The sequence below is a fragment of the Luteibacter aegosomatissinici genome, assembly GCF_023078495.1.
GTDB classification, from domain to species: domain Bacteria; phylum Pseudomonadota; class Gammaproteobacteria; order Xanthomonadales; family Rhodanobacteraceae; genus Luteibacter; species Luteibacter aegosomatissinici.
This window is the reverse complement of record NZ_CP095742.1, coordinates 4,002,242-4,018,847: the sequence shown is the minus strand read 5'-3', so window position 1 is coordinate 4,018,847 and position 16,606 is coordinate 4,002,242. Positions and strand designations below refer to the sequence as shown.

At 65.2% G+C, this 16,606-nt stretch carries 15 protein-coding genes; 14 read left to right on the top strand and 1 reads right to left on the bottom strand.

Going from position 1 to position 16,606, the window contains the following annotated elements; all coding sequences use genetic code 11:
- Positions 1 to 11: 11 nt before the first annotated feature.
- A complete protein-coding gene (clpB, locus tag L2Y97_RS18135; protein WP_247429428.1) occupies positions 12 to 2,594 on the top strand; it encodes an ATP-dependent chaperone ClpB in 2,583 nt (860 codons plus the stop codon).
- Positions 2,595 to 2,718: 124 nt separating this feature from the next.
- Here the strand turns inward: clpB and L2Y97_RS18130 are convergent, their stop codons facing one another.
- Positions 2,719 to 5,208, bottom strand: coding sequence for a TonB-dependent receptor plug domain-containing protein (locus L2Y97_RS18130; protein WP_425492781.1), 2,490 nt, complete (start codon positions 5,206 to 5,208; stop codon positions 2,719 to 2,721).
- Positions 5,209 to 5,538: 330 nt separating this feature from the next.
- On the opposite strand from L2Y97_RS18130, the gene L2Y97_RS18125 reads away from it, so the two are divergent.
- The 13 genes from L2Y97_RS18125 (at position 5,539) to L2Y97_RS18065 (ending at position 16,591) form a co-directional block, all read left to right on the top strand.
- Complete coding sequence (locus tag L2Y97_RS18125; protein ID WP_247429426.1) at positions 5,539 to 5,844, top strand: FmdB family zinc ribbon protein; 306 nt, start codon at positions 5,539 to 5,541, stop codon at positions 5,842 to 5,844.
- A 98-nt stretch (positions 5,845 to 5,942) separates the two neighbouring features.
- Positions 5,943 to 6,482, top strand: coding sequence for a DUF3011 domain-containing protein (locus tag L2Y97_RS18120; RefSeq protein ID WP_247429424.1), 540 nt, complete (start codon positions 5,943 to 5,945; stop codon positions 6,480 to 6,482).
- 85 nt (positions 6,483 to 6,567) lie between these two features.
- Positions 6,568 to 8,340: an aspartate--tRNA ligase gene (gene aspS / locus L2Y97_RS18115; RefSeq protein WP_247429422.1), complete on the top strand. Its 1,773-nt coding sequence runs from the start codon at positions 6,568 to 6,570 to the stop codon at positions 8,338 to 8,340.
- A gap of 17 nt (positions 8,341 to 8,357) precedes the next feature.
- Positions 8,358 to 8,993 (top strand): esterase/lipase family protein, encoded by a 636-nt coding sequence (locus L2Y97_RS18110; RefSeq protein ID WP_247429420.1) that lies wholly within the window; start codon positions 8,358 to 8,360, stop codon positions 8,991 to 8,993.
- A gap of 178 nt (positions 8,994 to 9,171) precedes the next feature.
- Positions 9,172 to 9,918 (top strand): YebC/PmpR family DNA-binding transcriptional regulator, encoded by a 747-nt coding sequence (locus L2Y97_RS18105; protein ID WP_247429418.1) that lies wholly within the window; start codon positions 9,172 to 9,174, stop codon positions 9,916 to 9,918.
- Between the two features lie 45 nt (positions 9,919 to 9,963).
- Positions 9,964 to 10,485, top strand: coding sequence for a crossover junction endodeoxyribonuclease RuvC (gene ruvC / locus L2Y97_RS18100; protein WP_247429417.1), 522 nt, complete (start codon positions 9,964 to 9,966; stop codon positions 10,483 to 10,485).
- Positions 10,482 to 11,078, top strand: coding sequence for a Holliday junction branch migration protein RuvA (gene ruvA / locus L2Y97_RS18095; protein WP_247429415.1), 597 nt, complete (start codon positions 10,482 to 10,484; stop codon positions 11,076 to 11,078). The genes ruvC and ruvA overlap by 4 nt, the downstream gene beginning before the upstream one ends.
- An 8-nt stretch (positions 11,079 to 11,086) precedes the next feature.
- Positions 11,087 to 12,979 carry a potassium transporter Kup gene (locus L2Y97_RS18090; protein ID WP_247429412.1) on the top strand — a complete coding sequence of 631 codons (1,893 nt, stop codon included), beginning with the start codon at positions 11,087 to 11,089 and terminating at the stop codon, positions 12,977 to 12,979.
- Between the two features lie 70 nt (positions 12,980 to 13,049).
- Complete coding sequence (ruvB, locus tag L2Y97_RS18085; RefSeq protein WP_247429410.1) at positions 13,050 to 14,090, top strand: Holliday junction branch migration DNA helicase RuvB; 1,041 nt, start codon at positions 13,050 to 13,052, stop codon at positions 14,088 to 14,090.
- Complete coding sequence (ybgC, locus tag L2Y97_RS18080) at positions 14,087 to 14,491, top strand: tol-pal system-associated acyl-CoA thioesterase (RefSeq protein ID WP_247429407.1); 405 nt, start codon at positions 14,087 to 14,089, stop codon at positions 14,489 to 14,491. The genes ruvB and ybgC overlap by 4 nt, the downstream gene beginning before the upstream one ends.
- A gap of 29 nt (positions 14,492 to 14,520) precedes the next feature.
- Positions 14,521 to 15,204, top strand: coding sequence for a protein TolQ (gene tolQ / locus L2Y97_RS18075; RefSeq protein ID WP_247429405.1), 684 nt, complete (start codon positions 14,521 to 14,523; stop codon positions 15,202 to 15,204).
- Between the two features lie 9 nt (positions 15,205 to 15,213).
- Positions 15,214 to 15,663 carry a protein TolR gene (tolR, locus tag L2Y97_RS18070; RefSeq protein WP_247429403.1) on the top strand — a complete coding sequence of 150 codons (450 nt, stop codon included), beginning with the start codon at positions 15,214 to 15,216 and terminating at the stop codon, positions 15,661 to 15,663.
- Positions 15,650 to 16,591, top strand: coding sequence for a cell envelope integrity TolA family protein (locus L2Y97_RS18065; RefSeq protein ID WP_247429400.1), 942 nt, complete (start codon positions 15,650 to 15,652; stop codon positions 16,589 to 16,591). Before tolR ends, L2Y97_RS18065 begins: the two co-directional genes overlap by 14 nt.
- Positions 16,592 to 16,606: the final 15 nt, after the last annotated feature.

Sequence of the window (16,606 nt, the reverse complement as noted above, 5' to 3'; positions counted from 1 at the left end):
GACACCAAACGATGCGAATGGACAAACTCACGTCGCGTTTCCAGCAGGCGCTGGCCGACGCACAGTCGCTGGCCGTGGGCCGCGACAACAATATCCTCGAACCGGCCCACGTCATGCTGGCGCTGCTCGACCAGCAGGGCGGGTCCACCGCCCCCTTGCTGACGCAGGCCCAGGTCAACGTGCCGGCACTGCGCCAGCGCGTGGCCGAACTGGTCGATCGCCTGCCGCGCGTGAGCGGACAGGAGGGCAACATCAGCGTCGGTAACGACCTGAACCGTGTGCTCAACCTTACCGACAAGCTGGCCCAGCAGCGCGGCGACCAGTTCATCGCCAGCGAGCTGTTCGTGCTGGCGGCGCTGGAAGATCGCGGCGAACTCGGCGGCGCGCTGAAGGGCGTGGGCGCCACGAAGGAACGCCTGGAAGCTGCCATCGACAAACTGCGTGGTGGCGAGAAGGTGCAATCGGAAAACGCCGAAGAGCAGCGCCAGGCCCTGGAGAAGTACACGATCGACCTGACCGAGCGCGCGGAGAGTGGCAAGCTTGATCCGGTGATCGGCCGCGATGAAGAGATCCGCCGCACCATCCAGGTCCTGCAGCGTCGCACCAAGAACAACCCGGTGCTGATCGGCGAGCCCGGCGTCGGCAAGACCGCCATCGTGGAAGGCCTGGCCCAGCGCATCGTCAATGGCGAGGTGCCCGAAGGCCTGCGCGACAAGCGCGTGCTTTCGCTCGACATGGGCGCCCTGATCGCCGGCGCGAAGTTCCGCGGCGAGTTCGAGGAGCGCCTGAAGGGCGTGCTCAACGATCTCTCCAAGCAGGAAGGCCGGGTCATCCTTTTCATCGATGAGCTGCACACGATGGTCGGTGCCGGCAAGGCCGACGGCGCCATGGATGCCGGCAACATGCTGAAGCCCGCGCTCGCGCGTGGCGAGCTGCATTGCATCGGCGCCACCACGCTCGATGAGTACCGCAAGTACGTTGAAAAGGACGCCGCGCTGGAGCGCCGCTTCCAGAAGGTGTTCGTCGGTGAACCCAGCGTGGAAGACACCATCGCGATCCTGCGTGGCTTGAAGGAGCGCTACGCCGTGCACCACGGCGTGGAGATCACCGATCCGGCCATCGTGGCGGCCGCGACGCTGTCGTCGCGTTACATCCCCGATCGCCAGCTGCCGGATAAGGCCATCGACCTGATGGACGAGGCGGCCTCGCGCATCCGCATGGAAATCGATTCCAAGCCGGAAGAGCTCGATCGCCTGGAACGGCGGCTTATCCAGCTGAAGATCCAGCGCGAGATGCTGAAAAAGGAGCAGGACGACGAATCGAAGCAGCGCCTTGCCACCCTCGAGTCGGATATCGAGAAGCTCGACCGCGAGTTCTCCGACCTCAATGAGGTGTGGAAATCGGAGAAGGCAACGCTGCAGGGTGCGACCAAGATCAAGGAGCAGATCGAAGCGGCCCGCGTCGAACTGGAAGCGGCGCAGCGCCGCCAGGATTTCGCGAAGATGAGCGAGATCCAGTACGGCCGCTTGCCCGCCCTGGACCAGCAGTTGGCCGATGCTCAGAAAGCCGAACGGCAGGATTTCACCCTGCTGCAGGATCGCGTGACCGCGGAAGAAATCGCCGAGGTCGTGGCCCGCTGGACGGGTATCCCCGTCGCGAAAATGCTGGAGGGCGAGCGCGAGAAGCTGCTGCATATGGAAGAGGCGCTGCATGGCCGCGTCGTGGGGCAGGATGAAGCCGTGCGTGCGGTTTCCGATGCCATCCGCCGTGCCCGCGCGGGCCTCTCCGATCCGAATCGCCCGTACGGCTCGTTCCTGTTCCTTGGCCCCACGGGCGTCGGCAAGACCGAGCTGTGCAAGGCGCTGGCCGATTTCCTGTTCGATACGCAGGACGCCATGGTGCGCATCGACATGAGCGAGTTCATGGAAAAGCATTCCGTGAGCCGGCTGGTCGGCGCGCCCCCGGGGTACGTGGGCTACGAAGAAGGTGGTTATCTCACCGAGGCTATCCGTCGCCGCCCGTACAGCGTGATCCTGCTCGATGAGGTGGAGAAGGCGCATCCGGATGTGTTCAACATCCTGCTGCAGGTGCTGGATGATGGCCGCCTGACCGATGGCCAGGGCCGCACGGTCGATTTCCGCAACACCGTGATCGTCATGACCTCGAACCTCGGCTCGAACCTGATCCAGGAGCAGGCCGGCGATAGCGAGGCCGACTACATGCAGATGAAGGCCTCGGTGCTCGGCGTGGTGCAGGCGCACTTCCGTCCTGAGTTCATCAACCGTCTCGACGATCTCGTGGTGTTCCGCCCGCTCGACAAGAAGCAGATCCGCTCCATCGCGCGTATCCAGCTCAACTACCTGGCCAAGCGCCTCGGCGAGCGCCAGCTTGGGCTGGACCTTACCGATGCGGCGCTGGATCTGCTGGGTAGCGCGGGCTTCGATCCGGTGTATGGCGCGCGCCCGCTCAAGCGTGCGATCCAGGTGCAACTGGAAAACCCGCTGGCGCAGGCGATCCTGCGCGGCGAGTTCTCGCCGGGCCAGACCATCCGCGTGGATTCGGATGGCAATCACCTGCGCTTCGCCGCGGTATAGACGCGCAGCCGACCACACCGTAGGAGCCCATCCTGTGGGCGACATATTTTCGCGACCACGCCACCGGCCCTGCTGCGTGGTCGCGAAGAGCATCGCCCACAGGGTGGGCTCCTACGGACCGCGGTCAGAACCGGAACCCCACCTTCGCGTAGTAGTACCGCCCATTGAACCCAAACGGCGACAACGCGGAGTACTGCAAGCCGCTGAAGTAATCCTCGCCCGCATCCGTCGGGCTGACACGTGTCGGATACTGGTTCGTGACGTTGTCCACGCCCAGCGTGACGTTCCACTGCTCCAGCGTGTAGCCCACCGAGGTGTTCAGCAGCCAGCGTGCGGAGAACTTCTGATCGGTCGACGGATCCGGCGTCACGCGTGTCACCGAGCCATAGCGGGTCAGGTCAGCGTGTGCATTGAAGCCATCCAGTGACCAGTCGCCGCCGAAGACGAACTTGGTGCGCGGCGTCGCCTTGGTCAGCAAGCCCTGGCTGGCGCGGCCGAACAGTTCGATCGGGCCCGAGGCGTTGTCCTGCAGGATGGTGGGCGTGGCCGCCACATCCAGGATCTTCACCTTGTTGTAATTGCTGCTGGCCATCAGGTTGAACTGGCCGGCATTCGTGGTCGGGATGCGGTAGTTGAACACCAGGTCGGCGCCGCGCGTGCGCGTCGTCGCCGCATTGGCGAAGTACTGCACCGCGGTGACCTGCTGGCCGGGCACCACGCTGTTGAAGTACGCGGCGAGCACCGGGTCGGTCAGGCTGATCGTGTCGGAGTAGAGAATCTGCTGCCAGATGCGGATCTGGTACACATCCAGCGTGGCGCTGAAGTTCGCGATGGGCTCCCACACCGCACCAAGGCTGTAGTTCGCCGATTTCTCGGGTTTGAGCGCTTTGGCGCCCAAGGCGATGGCCGCGGGATCGGACGTGCGGTACGTGCCGGTCTGGGCGAGCTGCCCCGTGTTCGGGTCGATGATCGTCACGACGGACTGGTAGTTCTGCTGCGCCAACGATGGTGCGCGGAAGCCGTTGGAGATCGTGCCGCGAAGCGCGAAGGCCGGGGTGAACTGATAGCGCGCCGACAGCTTGCCAGAGCGGGTAGAGCCCGAATCGCTGTAGTGCTCGTAACGCCCGGCGACACCGGCGGAGAACTTGTCGGTGACATCGGTTTCCAGATCGACGTAGGCCGCTTCGCTATGGCGCGTGAAGCTGCCCGCCGCGGACGGCGACAGCCCCGGGAACACCTGCGCGCCACCTGCATACGGCGTATCCGTGCCAGGGATCAGCGTGTCCTGGTTGAAGTAATACGAATCCGGATCGCCGGCATCGATCTGGTACTTCTCCTTGCGGTACTCGGCGCCAAACGCCAGCGTTAACGGGTTCGGCAGCCAGCCGACACTGAAATCCTTGCCGATATCGATGTTGGCGAGCGCCTGTGAGTTCTTGAAGGTGCCCGCGTTGAAATACGTTGGCGAGGCGCCGGTGCTGTAGAACAGGTTCGTGTTGATGCTGTTGTTCACATCGAACACCAGCGAGTTGATGCCGTAGTTACCCGAGGCATCCCAACGCCAGCCGCTGTCCGTCACGCCCTTGACGCCGAGGATCGCGGTGGAGTCGTTGGTGTGGTTGATGATCTGTGGCAGGAATCCGTCGGGATAGATTTCGGGCACGTTGCGCGCGTTGGTTGCACCGCGGTAATAGCCGTTCGAGGTGACATCACGGCGGCTCAGGCTGAGCACGCCATACAGGTCCACGTTGTGTGCCAGTGAATACTGGAAATTGGTCAGTGCCTGGTACGTTTTCACGGCCGGATCGCCGTAGCGCTGGTGCGCGACGTTGCCGTCGGCGGCTTCTTCGGGCGTGAACAGGCTGACCGGCGAGGCGCGGTTGGTGTTCATCGAATTCTGGTAGTTCCAGGCAACGCGCAGCCAACCCTTCGCATCGTTGCCCTTGCCGCCGAGGTCGATGCCCATCGATCCGTCGATGCCGTTGGTGTCGCCATCGCCCTTGTCCATCGTGCCGCCGTTGACGGTGATGCTGTTACCGCCCTTCGTGGCACCGTGCTTGAGCACGATGTTGATGACGCCGGCGATCGCATCCGAGCCGTATTGCGCAGCCGCACCGTCACGCAGCACCTCGATGTGATCAATGGCCGAGATGGGAATGGAGTTCAGATCGGCGGGTGCGGAACCGCGGCCGACCGAGGGGTTGTAATTCACCAGCGCGGAGGTGTGGTAACGCTTGCCGTCCACGAGCACCAGGGTGGCATCCGGCGAAAGGCCGCGCAGGCTGGCCGGGCGGATCGCATCGTTACCGTCGTTGATGGCCGGGCGCGGGAAATCCAGCGAGGGCAACAGCCGGCCCAGTGCGGTGGCCAGTTCGGTACTACCCGTGGAAGTCAGGTCCTTCGGCGTGAGCACATCGATAGGGGAGAGCGAACTGGCCTCGGTGCGCGTGGTGGAGCGGGTACCGGTCACCACGACCTGGTCCAGTTGGCGGGCCTGGCTGGCGTCCGGCGGTGGCGTCGCATCCTGCGCGTAACCCGGGGTTACGATCATGAGGCCAAGGGCGGGCAGCCACAGGCTGCCGGGCTTGCGTCGGAGGGTCGTGCCTTTCGTCATCGATGGGTTCCCCAGGGCGAGCTTTTTGGCACACGGGGCGCGGCACGCCCCGCGACACGGCCGGCGGCCGTGTTGGGAACGACGCTAGGCAGGCCTATTGCGGCGCGTCAATGCGACTGTTTCCTTTGCGCCAAGGCGGGGAAGTGGAGAGCGCTAAAGTCCTTCAATCATCGGGTTGGCACGGAACTGGCTAAGTTTCGCCAGTTTGGTGCAATGCCGAATTGGTATGGCCCTCGCGTACGCGCGAGGGGCGGCTTGGCTGCTCCGCCGGCATTGAAAAGAGCCCATGTCCCCCGATAATGCGCGGTTGGAGCACGACGAACCCTTTCTATGCCTATCTACGAATTCCAGTGCCAGGCCTGCGGCCACCGCTTCGATCGCCTGCAGAAGATGTCCGATCCGGATCCGGAAACGTGCCCGAACTGTGGCGAGCCCCGCGTGGGCCGCATGCTGAGCGCGCCGCAGTTCCGCCTGGCCGGTGGCGGCTGGTACGAGACCGACTTCAAGAAGGATGGCGACAAAAAGCGGAATCTTGCGGAGGGCTCGTCGGGCGCTCCCGCCACGCCGGCTGCGCCTGCGGCCGCCGCGCCCGCACCGGCCCCTGCGCCGGCGCCCGTGGCCAAATCCGGCGACTGAAAACGGCGGCAACGATTTCCTGCGATCCGTTCAATCAGCGTTGCGGATCCTTCCGATAGTTTTTGCGCCACCACTATCGAAAGGACGTACCGGTTGCCATGAAACGCCTGCTTGGAATGGTTGCAATGCTCGCCCTTGGCGCGGGCCTGTTCATGGCTCCGCCCGCCGCCCACGCCCAGCGTGGCGGCGATACCGTCAACTGCTACAGCGATAACGGCAAGCGCTCGTTCTGCCGCGTGCCGTGGCGCGACGCGCGCCTTATCCGCCAGGATTCCAAGACCGCCTGCATCCGTGGGCGCACCTGGGATATGGATCGTGGCGGCCTGTGGGTGGATGACGGTTGCCGCGGTATTTTCCAGGAAGCCGGCGGCTGGGGTGGCGGTGGCCGCCCGGGCTGGGATGATGGCCGGCCGGGATACGGCGGCGGCCGCCCGGGCTACGGTGGTGGCGGCCAGATCGTCAGCTGCGATAGCAACGACAATAAGCGCGTGTTCTGCCGCTGGCCCATCGGGCGCGGCGCGCGCCTGGTGGAGCAGACCTCGAAATCGGATTGCCGCGAGGGCTACACCTACGGGTTTACCCGGGATGGGATCTGGGCGGATCGTGGTTGCCGCGGGCGGTTTGATATCGGGCGGTAACGCCTGGCACCGGCCTTAAAGGACCCCGGGTCGTGGTACGATCCGGGGTCTTTTCTTTTGCATTGCACCGCGGAGCCCCAAGCGCATGCGCACCCATTTTTGCGGCCTCATCGACGAGTCCCTGGTCGGCCAGGAAGTCACCCTTTGCGGCTGGGTCAACACCCTGCGCCTGCAGAGCCACGTGGCCTTCGTGGACCTGCGCGACCACGAGGGCATCGCCCAGGTCGTGATCGAGCGTGAGAACGCCGATGCCTTCGCCGTCGCCGGCGAGCTGGGTTACGAGTACGTGGTGAAGGTGACCGGCCAGGTCCGCAAGCGCCTGTCGGTGAACGACAAGCTGAAGACCGGCACGGTCGAGCTGCTGGCCGAGAAGGTGGTGATCCTCAACGCGGCGCGCGACCTGCCGTTCGCGCTGCACGAGAACCCCAACGAGGACATGCGGATGACCTACCGCTACCTCGACCTGCGCCGCCCCGAGATGCAGAAGATGATGCGCACGCGTACCGCCCTGGTTCGCGAGCTGCGCCGTTACCTGGATGGTGCGGGCTTCCAGGACATCGAAACCCCGATCCTGACCAAGGCCACGCCGGAAGGTGCGCGCGATTACCTGGTGCCCAGCCGCGTGCACCCGGGGCAGTTCTACGCCCTGCCGCAGTCACCGCAGCTGTTCAAGCAGATCCTTATGATGGCCGGCTTCGATCGCTACTATCAGATCGCCCGCTGCTTCCGCGATGAGGACCTGCGCGCCGATCGCCAGCCGGAATTCACCCAGCTCGACCTTGAGTTCGCGTTCGTGGAAGAACGCGACGTGCAGGATTTCGTCGAGAACCTCATCCGCCATGTGTTCCGCGAAGTGCGCAATGTGGAGCTGGATGCCAGCTTCCCGCGCATGACCTACGAAGAGGCCATGCGTCGGTACGGCTCGGACAAGCCCGACCTGCGCATCGCTTTGGAACTGGTCGATATCGCCGAGGCCGTGAAGCACGTTGAATTCAAGGTGTTCGCCGATCCGGCCAACGATCCGGCCGGCCGCGTGGCTGCCCTGCGCGTGCCGGGCGCTGCCGATCTGTCCCGCAAGGATATCGACGGCCTGACCGAGTACGCCTCGCGCTACGGCGCCAAGGGCCTGGCCTGGCTGAAGGTGGATGACCTGGCCAAGGGCCGCGAAGGTATCAACTCGCCGGTGGCCAAGTTCCTCGACGATGCCGCGCTCACCAAGGTGCTGGAGCTCACGGGCGCCGCCAACGGCGATATCGTGTTCTTCGGTGCGGGTGGCTGGAAGGTCGTGACCGATTTCATGGGCGCCCTGCGCCTCAAGCTGGGTCGCGACCGTGGCCTGGTGGAAAACAGCTGGAAGCCGCTGTGGGTTACCGATTTCCCGATGTTCGAGTACGACGAGGAGGAGAAGCGCTTCGTGGCGCTGCACCACCCGTTCACCGCGCCGAACATCGATGACATCGCCGACCTGCGTGCCAACGCCGCGGTGGCGCTGAGCCGTGGCTACGACATGGTCCTCAACGGCAGCGAGATCGGTGGCGGCTCCATTCGTATCCACCGCCCGGAGATGCAGAGCGCGGTGTTCGAACTGCTCGGCATTGGCGCGGAAGAGGCCGAGGCCAAGTTCGGCTTCCTCCTCAAGGCGCTGCGCATGGGCGCGCCGCCCCACGGCGGCCTGGCCTTTGGCATCGATCGCATCGCCGCCATCATGGCTGGCACCGAATCGATCCGTGACGTCATTGCGTTCCCCAAGACCACCAGCGCGCAGGACCTGATGACCGACGCACCGTCGCCGGTGTCGGCGCCGCAGCTGAAGGAGCTGCACGTGCGCGTGGATGCCGCGGAGCCGCTGAAGGCCTGATCGCCGTCACACAGCCGATGAATGCCGTATCGCCCGATGTCATCCTGCTCCATGGCCTGTGGATGCGGGGTTTCGCCATGGCGATGCTGCACCGTCGGCTGCGCGAGGAAGGCTTCAACGTCCACCAGTTCGAGTACATGAGCGTGGCCGCGCCGCCGGAACAGGCGATCACGCGGTTGCGCAAGCGGATCCGGGCGCTGGCGCCCGGTCCGGTCCACGTGGTGGGCCATAGCCTGGGCGGCATCCTGGCCTTGCTGGCCTGCCGCGACATGGATGAGCCGGGCGGCCGCATCGTCTGCCTTGGCTCGCCGCTCAACGGCAGTGGTGCCGCGCGCGGCCTGACCCACCACTGGGGTGGGGATGTCTTGCTGGGCCGATCCCGCGAACTGCTGTCGCATGGCCTGGATCACTGGGACGGGCCGCGCGAGGTCGGCATGATCGCCGGCCGCCAGCAGGTCGGGCTGGGTTCCCTGGTGGGCGACGTGGGGATGGAGCACGACGGCTCCGTCGGCGTCGAGGAGACCCGGCTGCCAGGCCTCACCGCCCATTGCATCCTGGAAACCAGCCACACCGGCATGCTGGTATCGGCCGACGTCGCCCGCCAGGCCGCGTTTTTCCTCAAGGAAGGCCGCTTCGACGCCCCACTGGTCTGATCCGTCCGGGGGGGATCGCCGCTACCCCTGTAGGAGCGCGCTTGCGCGCGATAGCCAAGTGGCTGCGGCCCCCCATCGCGCGCAAGCGCGCTCCTACATTGCCTTACGTACATCCCCGTTTTTCCCCAGTTCCGCTAGAATCCCGCCCCTGTCCGTCCGGTATCTCCAGGAAACGCACATGGGTAGAGGCCCGTCCATCGAAGGTCGCAAGAACGCCGAAGACGCCAAGCGCGCCAAGGTGTTCACCAAGCTGATCCGCGAAATCACCATCGCCACCCGTGGCGGCGTGCCCGACCCCAACGGCAACCCGCGCCTGCGCGCGGCTGTCGACAAGGCCCTGGCCGCCAACATGACCAAGGACACCATCGAGCGCGCGATCAAGCGCGGCTCGGGTGCCGACGGCGGCGCGGACATGCACGAGATCCGCTACGAGGGCTACGGCCCGGCGGGCACGGCACTCATCATCGATTGCGTGACCGATAACCAGACCCGCACCGTGGCCGATGTGCGCGCGGCGCTGACCAAACTCGGCGGCAACATGGGCACCACCAATTCGGTGGCGTTCCAGTTCACCCGCGTGGGCCAGGTGGTCGTCCACACCGGCGGCGATGCCGACGTGGAAGCGAAGCTGGAAGAAGCGGCGATCGAGAACAACGCCGAAGACATCGTGATCGCCGATGGCGTGGGCACCGTGTTGCTTGCCGCCGACCCGATCGCCGTGGAAGCCATGCGTAAGGCGCTGGCCGCCGCCGGCTTCGACGTGGATGGTTCCGACGTGGTGATGCGCCCGAACGGCCCGTTGGTCACGCCTACCGGCGAGGCCCTCGAGCAGTTCCAGAAGTTGCTGGCCCGCCTGGATAGCCTCGACGACGTCGATGAGGTCTATCACAACGCGGTGCTGCCACAGGAAGCGGACGACGAGTAAGGCCGGCAAGGCCTTGCACGCACCGCAACCCGGCGCCCCACTGTCATGACACGCATCCTTGGCATCGACCCGGGCAGCCAGCGCACGGGCGTCGGGATTATCGACGTGGCCGAGCACGGTGCCCTGACCCACGTATGGCACGGGGCGCTGGTGATCGGCGGGGAGGCCACCTTCCCGCTGCGCCTGAAACGCATCTTTGACGAACTCTGCGCCATCATCGGCACGCACGGTCCGGCGGAAGCCGCGATCGAGCGTGTCTTCATGGCGCGTAACGCCGATTCGGCCCTGAAACTGGGCCAGGCGCGTGGCGCGGCCGTGTGTGCCGTGGTCAGCCAGGGAATCGTCGTGCACGAATATGCAGCGACCGAGGTCAAGCAGGCGGTGGTCGGCACCGGCCGCGCCGACAAGACCCAGGTCCAGCACATGATCGGGATGATCCTCGGCCTGAAGGGTCCGCTGCAGGCGGACGCGGCCGATGCGCTCGCGATTGCCGTCGCGCATGCGCATACCCGGTCCAGTATTGAACGCGTGGGTATTCCGCGCACGGCTTGGAGACGTCGCCGATGATCGGCCGCCTGCGTGGCACTCTTATCAGCAAGCAGCCGCCGTCGCTTCTCATTGAAGTGTCGGGTGTGGGCTACGAGGTCGATGCGCCCATGTCGACCATTTACGATCTTCCCGCCACGGGCCAGGAAGTGATCCTGCTCACCCACCATGCGGTGAAGGAAGATGGCGTCGCCCTGTACGGCTTCCTGCGCGAGGCCGAGCGGGCCATGTTCCGCAATCTGCTCAAGGTGAGCGGCATCGGCGCGAAGATCGCACTGGCCGTGCTCTCCGGCGTTTCCACCGACGAGCTTTCGCGGCTGGTGCACGCCGGCGATGTGGTCGCCCTCACCAAGATCCCCGGCATCGGGAAGAAAACCGCCGAGCGCATGGTGGTCGAACTGCGCGACCGTGTGGACGCGACGGGTGTGCGCCTGCCTGCGACCAGCAACGGTGTCGCTGCGCCGATCGATCCGGTGGGTGAGGCCACGGTGGCCCTGCAGCAGCTGGGTTACAAACCGCCCGAGGCCACCCGTCTCGTCAGCAAGGTGGCGGCCGACGGCGATACCGCCGAGGCGATCATCCGCAAGGCGCTGCGCGCCGCGCTGGGAAGCTGACCATGGGCATGAGCCACGCAGAAGAGTTACGCAACGCGCACGGCAAGAAGCTGGCGAAACTGGCGCTGGGCGCCATCGGCATCGTGTTCGGCGATATCGGCACGAGCCCGCTGTACACCATGAAGGAAACCCTGGGCACGCACGGCATGACGCCGCAGCCGCTCGCGGTACTGGGCGTGCTCTCGCTCATCTTCTGGTCGTTGCTGATGGTGATCTCGCTGAAGTACGTCACCTTCGTGATGCGCGCGGATAACAAGGGCGAGGGCGGCATCATGGCGCTCATGGCCCTGGCGCAGCGCAGCGTCGCCGGTTCGCCGCGCACGCGCTGGGTGCTGGCAGCCATCGGCATCTTCGGTGCATCGCTGTTCTATGGCGATGGCGTGATCACGCCGGCCATGTCGGTGCTTTCGGCGGTGGAAGGCCTGGAAGTGGCTGCGCCGACGCTCGATACCTACGTGTTGCCCATCTGCCTGGTCATCCTGTTTATCCTGTTCGCCATCCAGCGCCACGGTACGGACCTGGTGGGCAAGGCGTTTGCGCCGGTGATGTGCGTATGGTTCCTGGTCCTCGCCGCACTCGGCCTCAACCAGATCACCCAGCACCCGCAGGTGCTGTACGCCCTGAATCCGATGTACGCGGTGAAGTTCTTCACCGAGCACGGCAAACAGGCTTTCATCGCGCTGGGTGGCGTGGTGCTGGCGCTCACCGGCGGTGAGGCGCTGTACGCTGACATGGGCCACTTCGGCAAGAAGCCGATCCGCCTTGCGTGGTTCTTCTTCGTGCTGCCCGCGCTGCTGATCAACTACTTCGGCCAGGGCGCGCTGCTGCTGCACGACCAGACCGCGATCGAAAACCCGTTCTATAAGCTGGTGCCGGAAAACCTGCTTTATCCGATGGTCGCGCTGTCGACCGCGGCGGCGGTGATTGCATCGCAGGCGGTCATCTCCGGCGCGTTCTCCATGACCCGCGAAGCCATGTCGCTGGGGTATTCACCGCGCATGGCCGTGGTGCACACCTCGCGTGAGATGTCCGGGCAGATCTTCGTGCCGTGGATCAACCGCCTGTTGTTCGTCCTCGTGATCCTGGCGGTGCTCGGCTTCCGCTCGTCGAATAACCTGGGCGCGGCCTACGGTATCGCCGTGACCGGCACCATGACCATGACCACGCTGCTGGCGCTGGTCGTGGCCAAGCGCCGCTGGAACTGGCACTGGTCGGCCGTCATCACCGTCGGCGTCATCTTCCTGGTCACCGACCTGTCGTTCTTCGGCGCCAACGCGCTGAAGATCGCGCACGGTGGCTGGTTCCCGCTGGTGCTGGGCGTGGTGATCTTCACCATGATGACCACCTGGCGGCGGGGCAGGGACCTCGTGGTTCGCGAGATCAAGCAGTCCGGCCTGGCGCTGGAGCCGTTCGTCGCGAACATTGCCGACCACCCGCCGCTCATCGTGCCGGGCACCGCCGTGTTCCTCACCGCGAACCAGAACAGCGTGCCGCACGCCATGCTGCACAACCTCAAGCACAACAAGGTGCTGCACGAGCGCAATGTGCTGCTCACCGTGGAAATGCTCGAGACGCCGGTGGCGGACTACGAAGAACGCATGGAGGTGCTGGAGTACGGCAACGGCTTCTTTGGCCTGCAGCTGCGCTACGGCTTTGCCGAGGATCCGAACATTCCGCAGTCGCTTTCCCGTGCGAGCGCGCTGGGCCTGGATTTCGACATGATGGACACGACGTTCTTCCTGTCGCGGGAAACGATCGTGGCCGATGTGCGCCGCCCGGGCATGGCGTTGTGGCGCGACAAGCTCTTCGCATTCCTGGCCCGCAACGCGCTGCCCGCCACGGCGTTCTTCCAGATCCCGGGCAACCGCCTGATCGAACTGGGCGCCCAGGTCGAGATCTAGGGGCGGGACGTGTAGGCGGCGGCTAGCCGGTCGCACCGCGACCGGCTTATGCGCATGCCATAATGGCCCCATGTCCGAGCACCGCATCATTTCCGCTGCCGCCGCCATGGATGACGAGGCGCTGGAGGCCAGCATCCGTCCGAAGCGCCTTGCCGAGTACCTCGGCCAGCAGACGGTGCGCGAGCAGATGGCCATCTATATCGAGGCGGCGCGGCGCCGGCAGGGTGCACTCGACCATGTGCTGATCTTTGGCCCCCCGGGCCTGGGCAAGACGACGCTCTCGCACGTCATTGCCAACGAGCTGGGCGTGAATGTCCGTTCGACCTCGGGCCCCGTGCTCGAGCGCGCTGGCGACCTGGCCGCGCTGCTGACGAACCTCGAGGCCAACGACGTCCTGTTCGTCGATGAAATCCACCGCCTGTCGCCCGTGGTGGAGGAAGTGCTTTACCCGGCGATGGAAGATTTCCAGATCGACATCATGATCGGCGAGGGCCCCGCCGCCCGTTCGATCAAGCTGGACCTGCCGCCCTTTACCCTGATCGGTGCCACCACCCGCGCCGGCCTGCTCACCGGCCCATTGCGCGATCGCTTCGGCATCATCCAGCGCCTGGAGTTCTACAGCGTCGATGAGCTGACCGCGATCGTTCGCCGTGCGGCGAAGATCTTTGGCATCGATTGCGATATCGAGGGCGCCACCGAGATTGCCCGTCGTTCGCGCGGTACCCCGCGTATTGCCAACCGGCTTCTGCGACGGGTGCGCGACTACGCCGAGGTCCGCGGCGATGGCCGCATCACCCACGAGCTGGCCCGCGCGGCCACCGACATGCTGAAGGTGGACGCCCAGGGCTTCGATGACCTGGACCGCCGCCTGCTCGGCACCATTATCGAAAGTTTTGACGGCGGCCCGGTTGGCGTCGAATCGCTGGCCGCAGCGCTCAGCGAGGACCGCGGCACGCTGGAAGACGTGGTGGAGCCCTACCTGATCCAGCAGGGCTACCTGATCCGCACGGCGCGTGGCCGCATGGCCTCGGCCAAGGCCTGGCGCCACCTGGGCCTCAACCCGCCACCGCGCCAGGCCGCCACGCCCGATCTGTTCCAGGACGCCCCATGAGCCTGTTTTCGTGGCCGGTGCGGGTGTACTGGGAGGATACGGATGCGGGAGGGGTGGTCTACCACGCCAGCTACGTCCGCTTCATGGAGCGGGGCCGTACCGAGTGGTTGCGCGCCCAGGGCATCGACCAGATGACGTTCCGGGAGAGCACCTCCCTGGGCTTCGTGGTCCGTGAGATGCACCTGGATTTCCTCCGGGCGGCCCGTCTGGATGATGAACTCCTGGTCACCGTGGCCGTCAAAGAACGTCGTTCAGCAAGTATGCTGTTCGGTCAGGAGATCGTGCGGGGGGATACGACGGTGTTGCGCGCCACGGTGCGCGTGGCCTGCGTCAACCTCGATACGATGCGCCCGGCCCAGATCCCCGCGGATCTGTTCGCCCCCGAATTACCCCTTACCTAAGCCTCAGATACCCGGCGGAGCTTCAAGCAATGAACGGTGGACTCAACATTTTCAAGCTGGTCACCGAAGCCAGCCTGCCTGTGCAGCTGGTCATGCTGCTTCTCCTGGTCTTTTCGTTCCTCTCGTGGGTGATCATCATCCGCAAGTACGGCCAGTTGAAGGAAGCCCACACCAACGCCGAGACCTTCGAGGACCGCTTCTGGTCGGGCGCCGACCTGGCCGCCCTGTTCCGCGAGGTGGGTAACCGCGAAGGCCAGCACGGTATCGAAAACGTGTTCGAGGCCGGCTTCCGTGAGTTCGCTCGCCAGCGCCAGCGCCGCGTGACCGATGCCGACCGCATCATGGAAGGCTCCGAGCGCGCCATGCGCGTGGCCGGCACCCGCGAGATCGGCAAGCTCGAGCAGAACCTGGAGTTCCTGGCCAACGTCGGTTCGATCAGCCCGTACATCGGCCTGTTCGGCACCGTGTGGGGCATCATGGGCGCCTTCCAGGGCCTGGGCGAGATGAAGGATGTCACCATCTCGGTCGTGGCCCCCCACATCTCCGAAGCCCTGATCGCCACCGCCATGGGCCTCTTCGCCGCCATTCCGGCCGTGTGGGCCTACAACCGCTTTGCCACCAAGGTGGAGCGCGTGGCGTCGCGCTACGAGGTGTTCCAGGAGGAGTTCTCCTCGGTGCTGCAGCGCCAGATCCACGCCGACGACACGGTCTGAGCCACCGCCATGGCTACCCGTAACGTCTACCGCCGTCACAAGCGGAAGCTGAAATCCGAGATCAACGTCGTGCCGTACATCGACGTGATGCTCGTGCTGCTGATCATCTTCATGGTCACCACGCCCATGATGAACCTCGGCGTGGATATCCAGCTGCCGCAGACCAACGCCAAGTCCCTGCAGGACAAGAAAGATCCAGTCGTCGTCTCTGTTGACGAGCAGGGCCAGATCTACCTGACCGCCAACGGCACGAAGCGCGAGCCGGTGAGCGTCGATGAGTTCACCAAGAAGGTCACTGCCTTCCACGACGCCAACCCGGAGCTCCAGGTACTCCTGGCCGGTGATGCGCGCGTGGGCTACGGCAAGGTCTACCAGATCCTCCCGATCCTCCAGGCAGCTGGTATTTCCAAGATCGGCCTGATGAGCCAGCCCCAGTCCGCGCCGAATGGAAAACCGTAACGGTACCCCCCGCGCGGTCGTCCTGGCCGCGCTCCTGCACCTGGGCATCGTGGCCTTCCTGGCCATCGCGGTGATCCCCTGCACGGACTACGAAAAGTGGGCCGAAGCCATCGGTGTGCCCGCCGATTGGAATCCGATGAAGTGCCCGGCGCCCATCCAGCTGCCCGGCCAGATCATCGAGGCCACCATCATCGGCCCCACTGGCTCGCCGCCGCCCAAGGCCACCAAGGTCAAGCCGACGCCGGATACCACCCCGCCGCCGCCGGTCACGCCTGCGCCCACGCCTCCGCAGGAGAAGGTGCCGGTGCCGACGCTCCCGCCGCCGCCCAAGCAGCCTGACGTCAAGGATCAGCAGAAGATCGTCGATGACGCCCTGCAGAAGGCCGAGGATGAAAAGAAGCTGCAGGAAGAAAAGCAGCGGCAGCGCCAGGCCGAGCTCGACGCCCAGCAGGAAGAAAAGAAGAAAGAGCAGCAGAAGAAGATCGATGACATCTTCAAGCAGCTCGATGCCGCCAAGGCGCAGACGAAGAAGGCCGATTCGAGCAAGAAGCAGGCGGAGCAGCAGCTCAAGGACCTGGCCAACGCGAAGGATGACGGGCTTCCCGACCTGCCACCGGCTGACCAGCGGCAGACCGGGCAGAACGGCAAGGACAACAGCAAGCAGGCCCTGTACATCGCGGCGATCCAGAACGCGGTGACCCCGAACTGGCTGCGTCCGGATAACACGCCGTCCGCCCCCTGCATGGTGCATATCGTGCAGATCCCGGGTGGACAGGTCCTGAGTGCCAAGGCCGATGCGAGCTGTCCGTACGATGCCGCCGGCAAGGCCTCCATCGAAAATGCGGTGCTTCGTGCCCAGCCGCTGCCGTACCAGGGCTTCGAGGATGTGTTCCAGCGCAACCTCACCTTCACGTTCCGGCCGCAATGATGTAGCGCGCCTCGC

Coding starts and splice junctions, on each gene's coding strand:
- clpB (WP_247429428.1), top strand. CDS start 12: ATGCGAATGGACAAACTCACGTCGCGTTTCCAGCAGGCGCTGGCCGAC.
- L2Y97_RS18130 (WP_425492781.1), bottom strand. CDS start 5,208: ATGACGAAAGGCACGACCCTCCGACGCAAGCCCGGCAGCCTGTGGCTG.
- L2Y97_RS18125 (WP_247429426.1), top strand. CDS start 5,539: ATGCCTATCTACGAATTCCAGTGCCAGGCCTGCGGCCACCGCTTCGAT.
- L2Y97_RS18120 (WP_247429424.1), top strand. CDS start 5,943: ATGAAACGCCTGCTTGGAATGGTTGCAATGCTCGCCCTTGGCGCGGGC.
- aspS (WP_247429422.1), top strand. CDS start 6,568: ATGCGCACCCATTTTTGCGGCCTCATCGACGAGTCCCTGGTCGGCCAG.
- L2Y97_RS18110 (WP_247429420.1), top strand. CDS start 8,358: ATGAATGCCGTATCGCCCGATGTCATCCTGCTCCATGGCCTGTGGATG.
- L2Y97_RS18105 (WP_247429418.1), top strand. CDS start 9,172: ATGGGTAGAGGCCCGTCCATCGAAGGTCGCAAGAACGCCGAAGACGCC.
- ruvC (WP_247429417.1), top strand. CDS start 9,964: ATGACACGCATCCTTGGCATCGACCCGGGCAGCCAGCGCACGGGCGTC.
- ruvA (WP_247429415.1), top strand. CDS start 10,482: ATGATCGGCCGCCTGCGTGGCACTCTTATCAGCAAGCAGCCGCCGTCG.
- L2Y97_RS18090 (WP_247429412.1), top strand. CDS start 11,087: ATGAGCCACGCAGAAGAGTTACGCAACGCGCACGGCAAGAAGCTGGCG.
- ruvB (WP_247429410.1), top strand. CDS start 13,050: ATGTCCGAGCACCGCATCATTTCCGCTGCCGCCGCCATGGATGACGAG.
- ybgC (WP_247429407.1), top strand. CDS start 14,087: ATGAGCCTGTTTTCGTGGCCGGTGCGGGTGTACTGGGAGGATACGGAT.
- tolQ (WP_247429405.1), top strand. CDS start 14,521: ATGAACGGTGGACTCAACATTTTCAAGCTGGTCACCGAAGCCAGCCTG.
- tolR (WP_247429403.1), top strand. CDS start 15,214: ATGGCTACCCGTAACGTCTACCGCCGTCACAAGCGGAAGCTGAAATCC.
- L2Y97_RS18065 (WP_247429400.1), top strand. CDS start 15,650: ATGGAAAACCGTAACGGTACCCCCCGCGCGGTCGTCCTGGCCGCGCTC.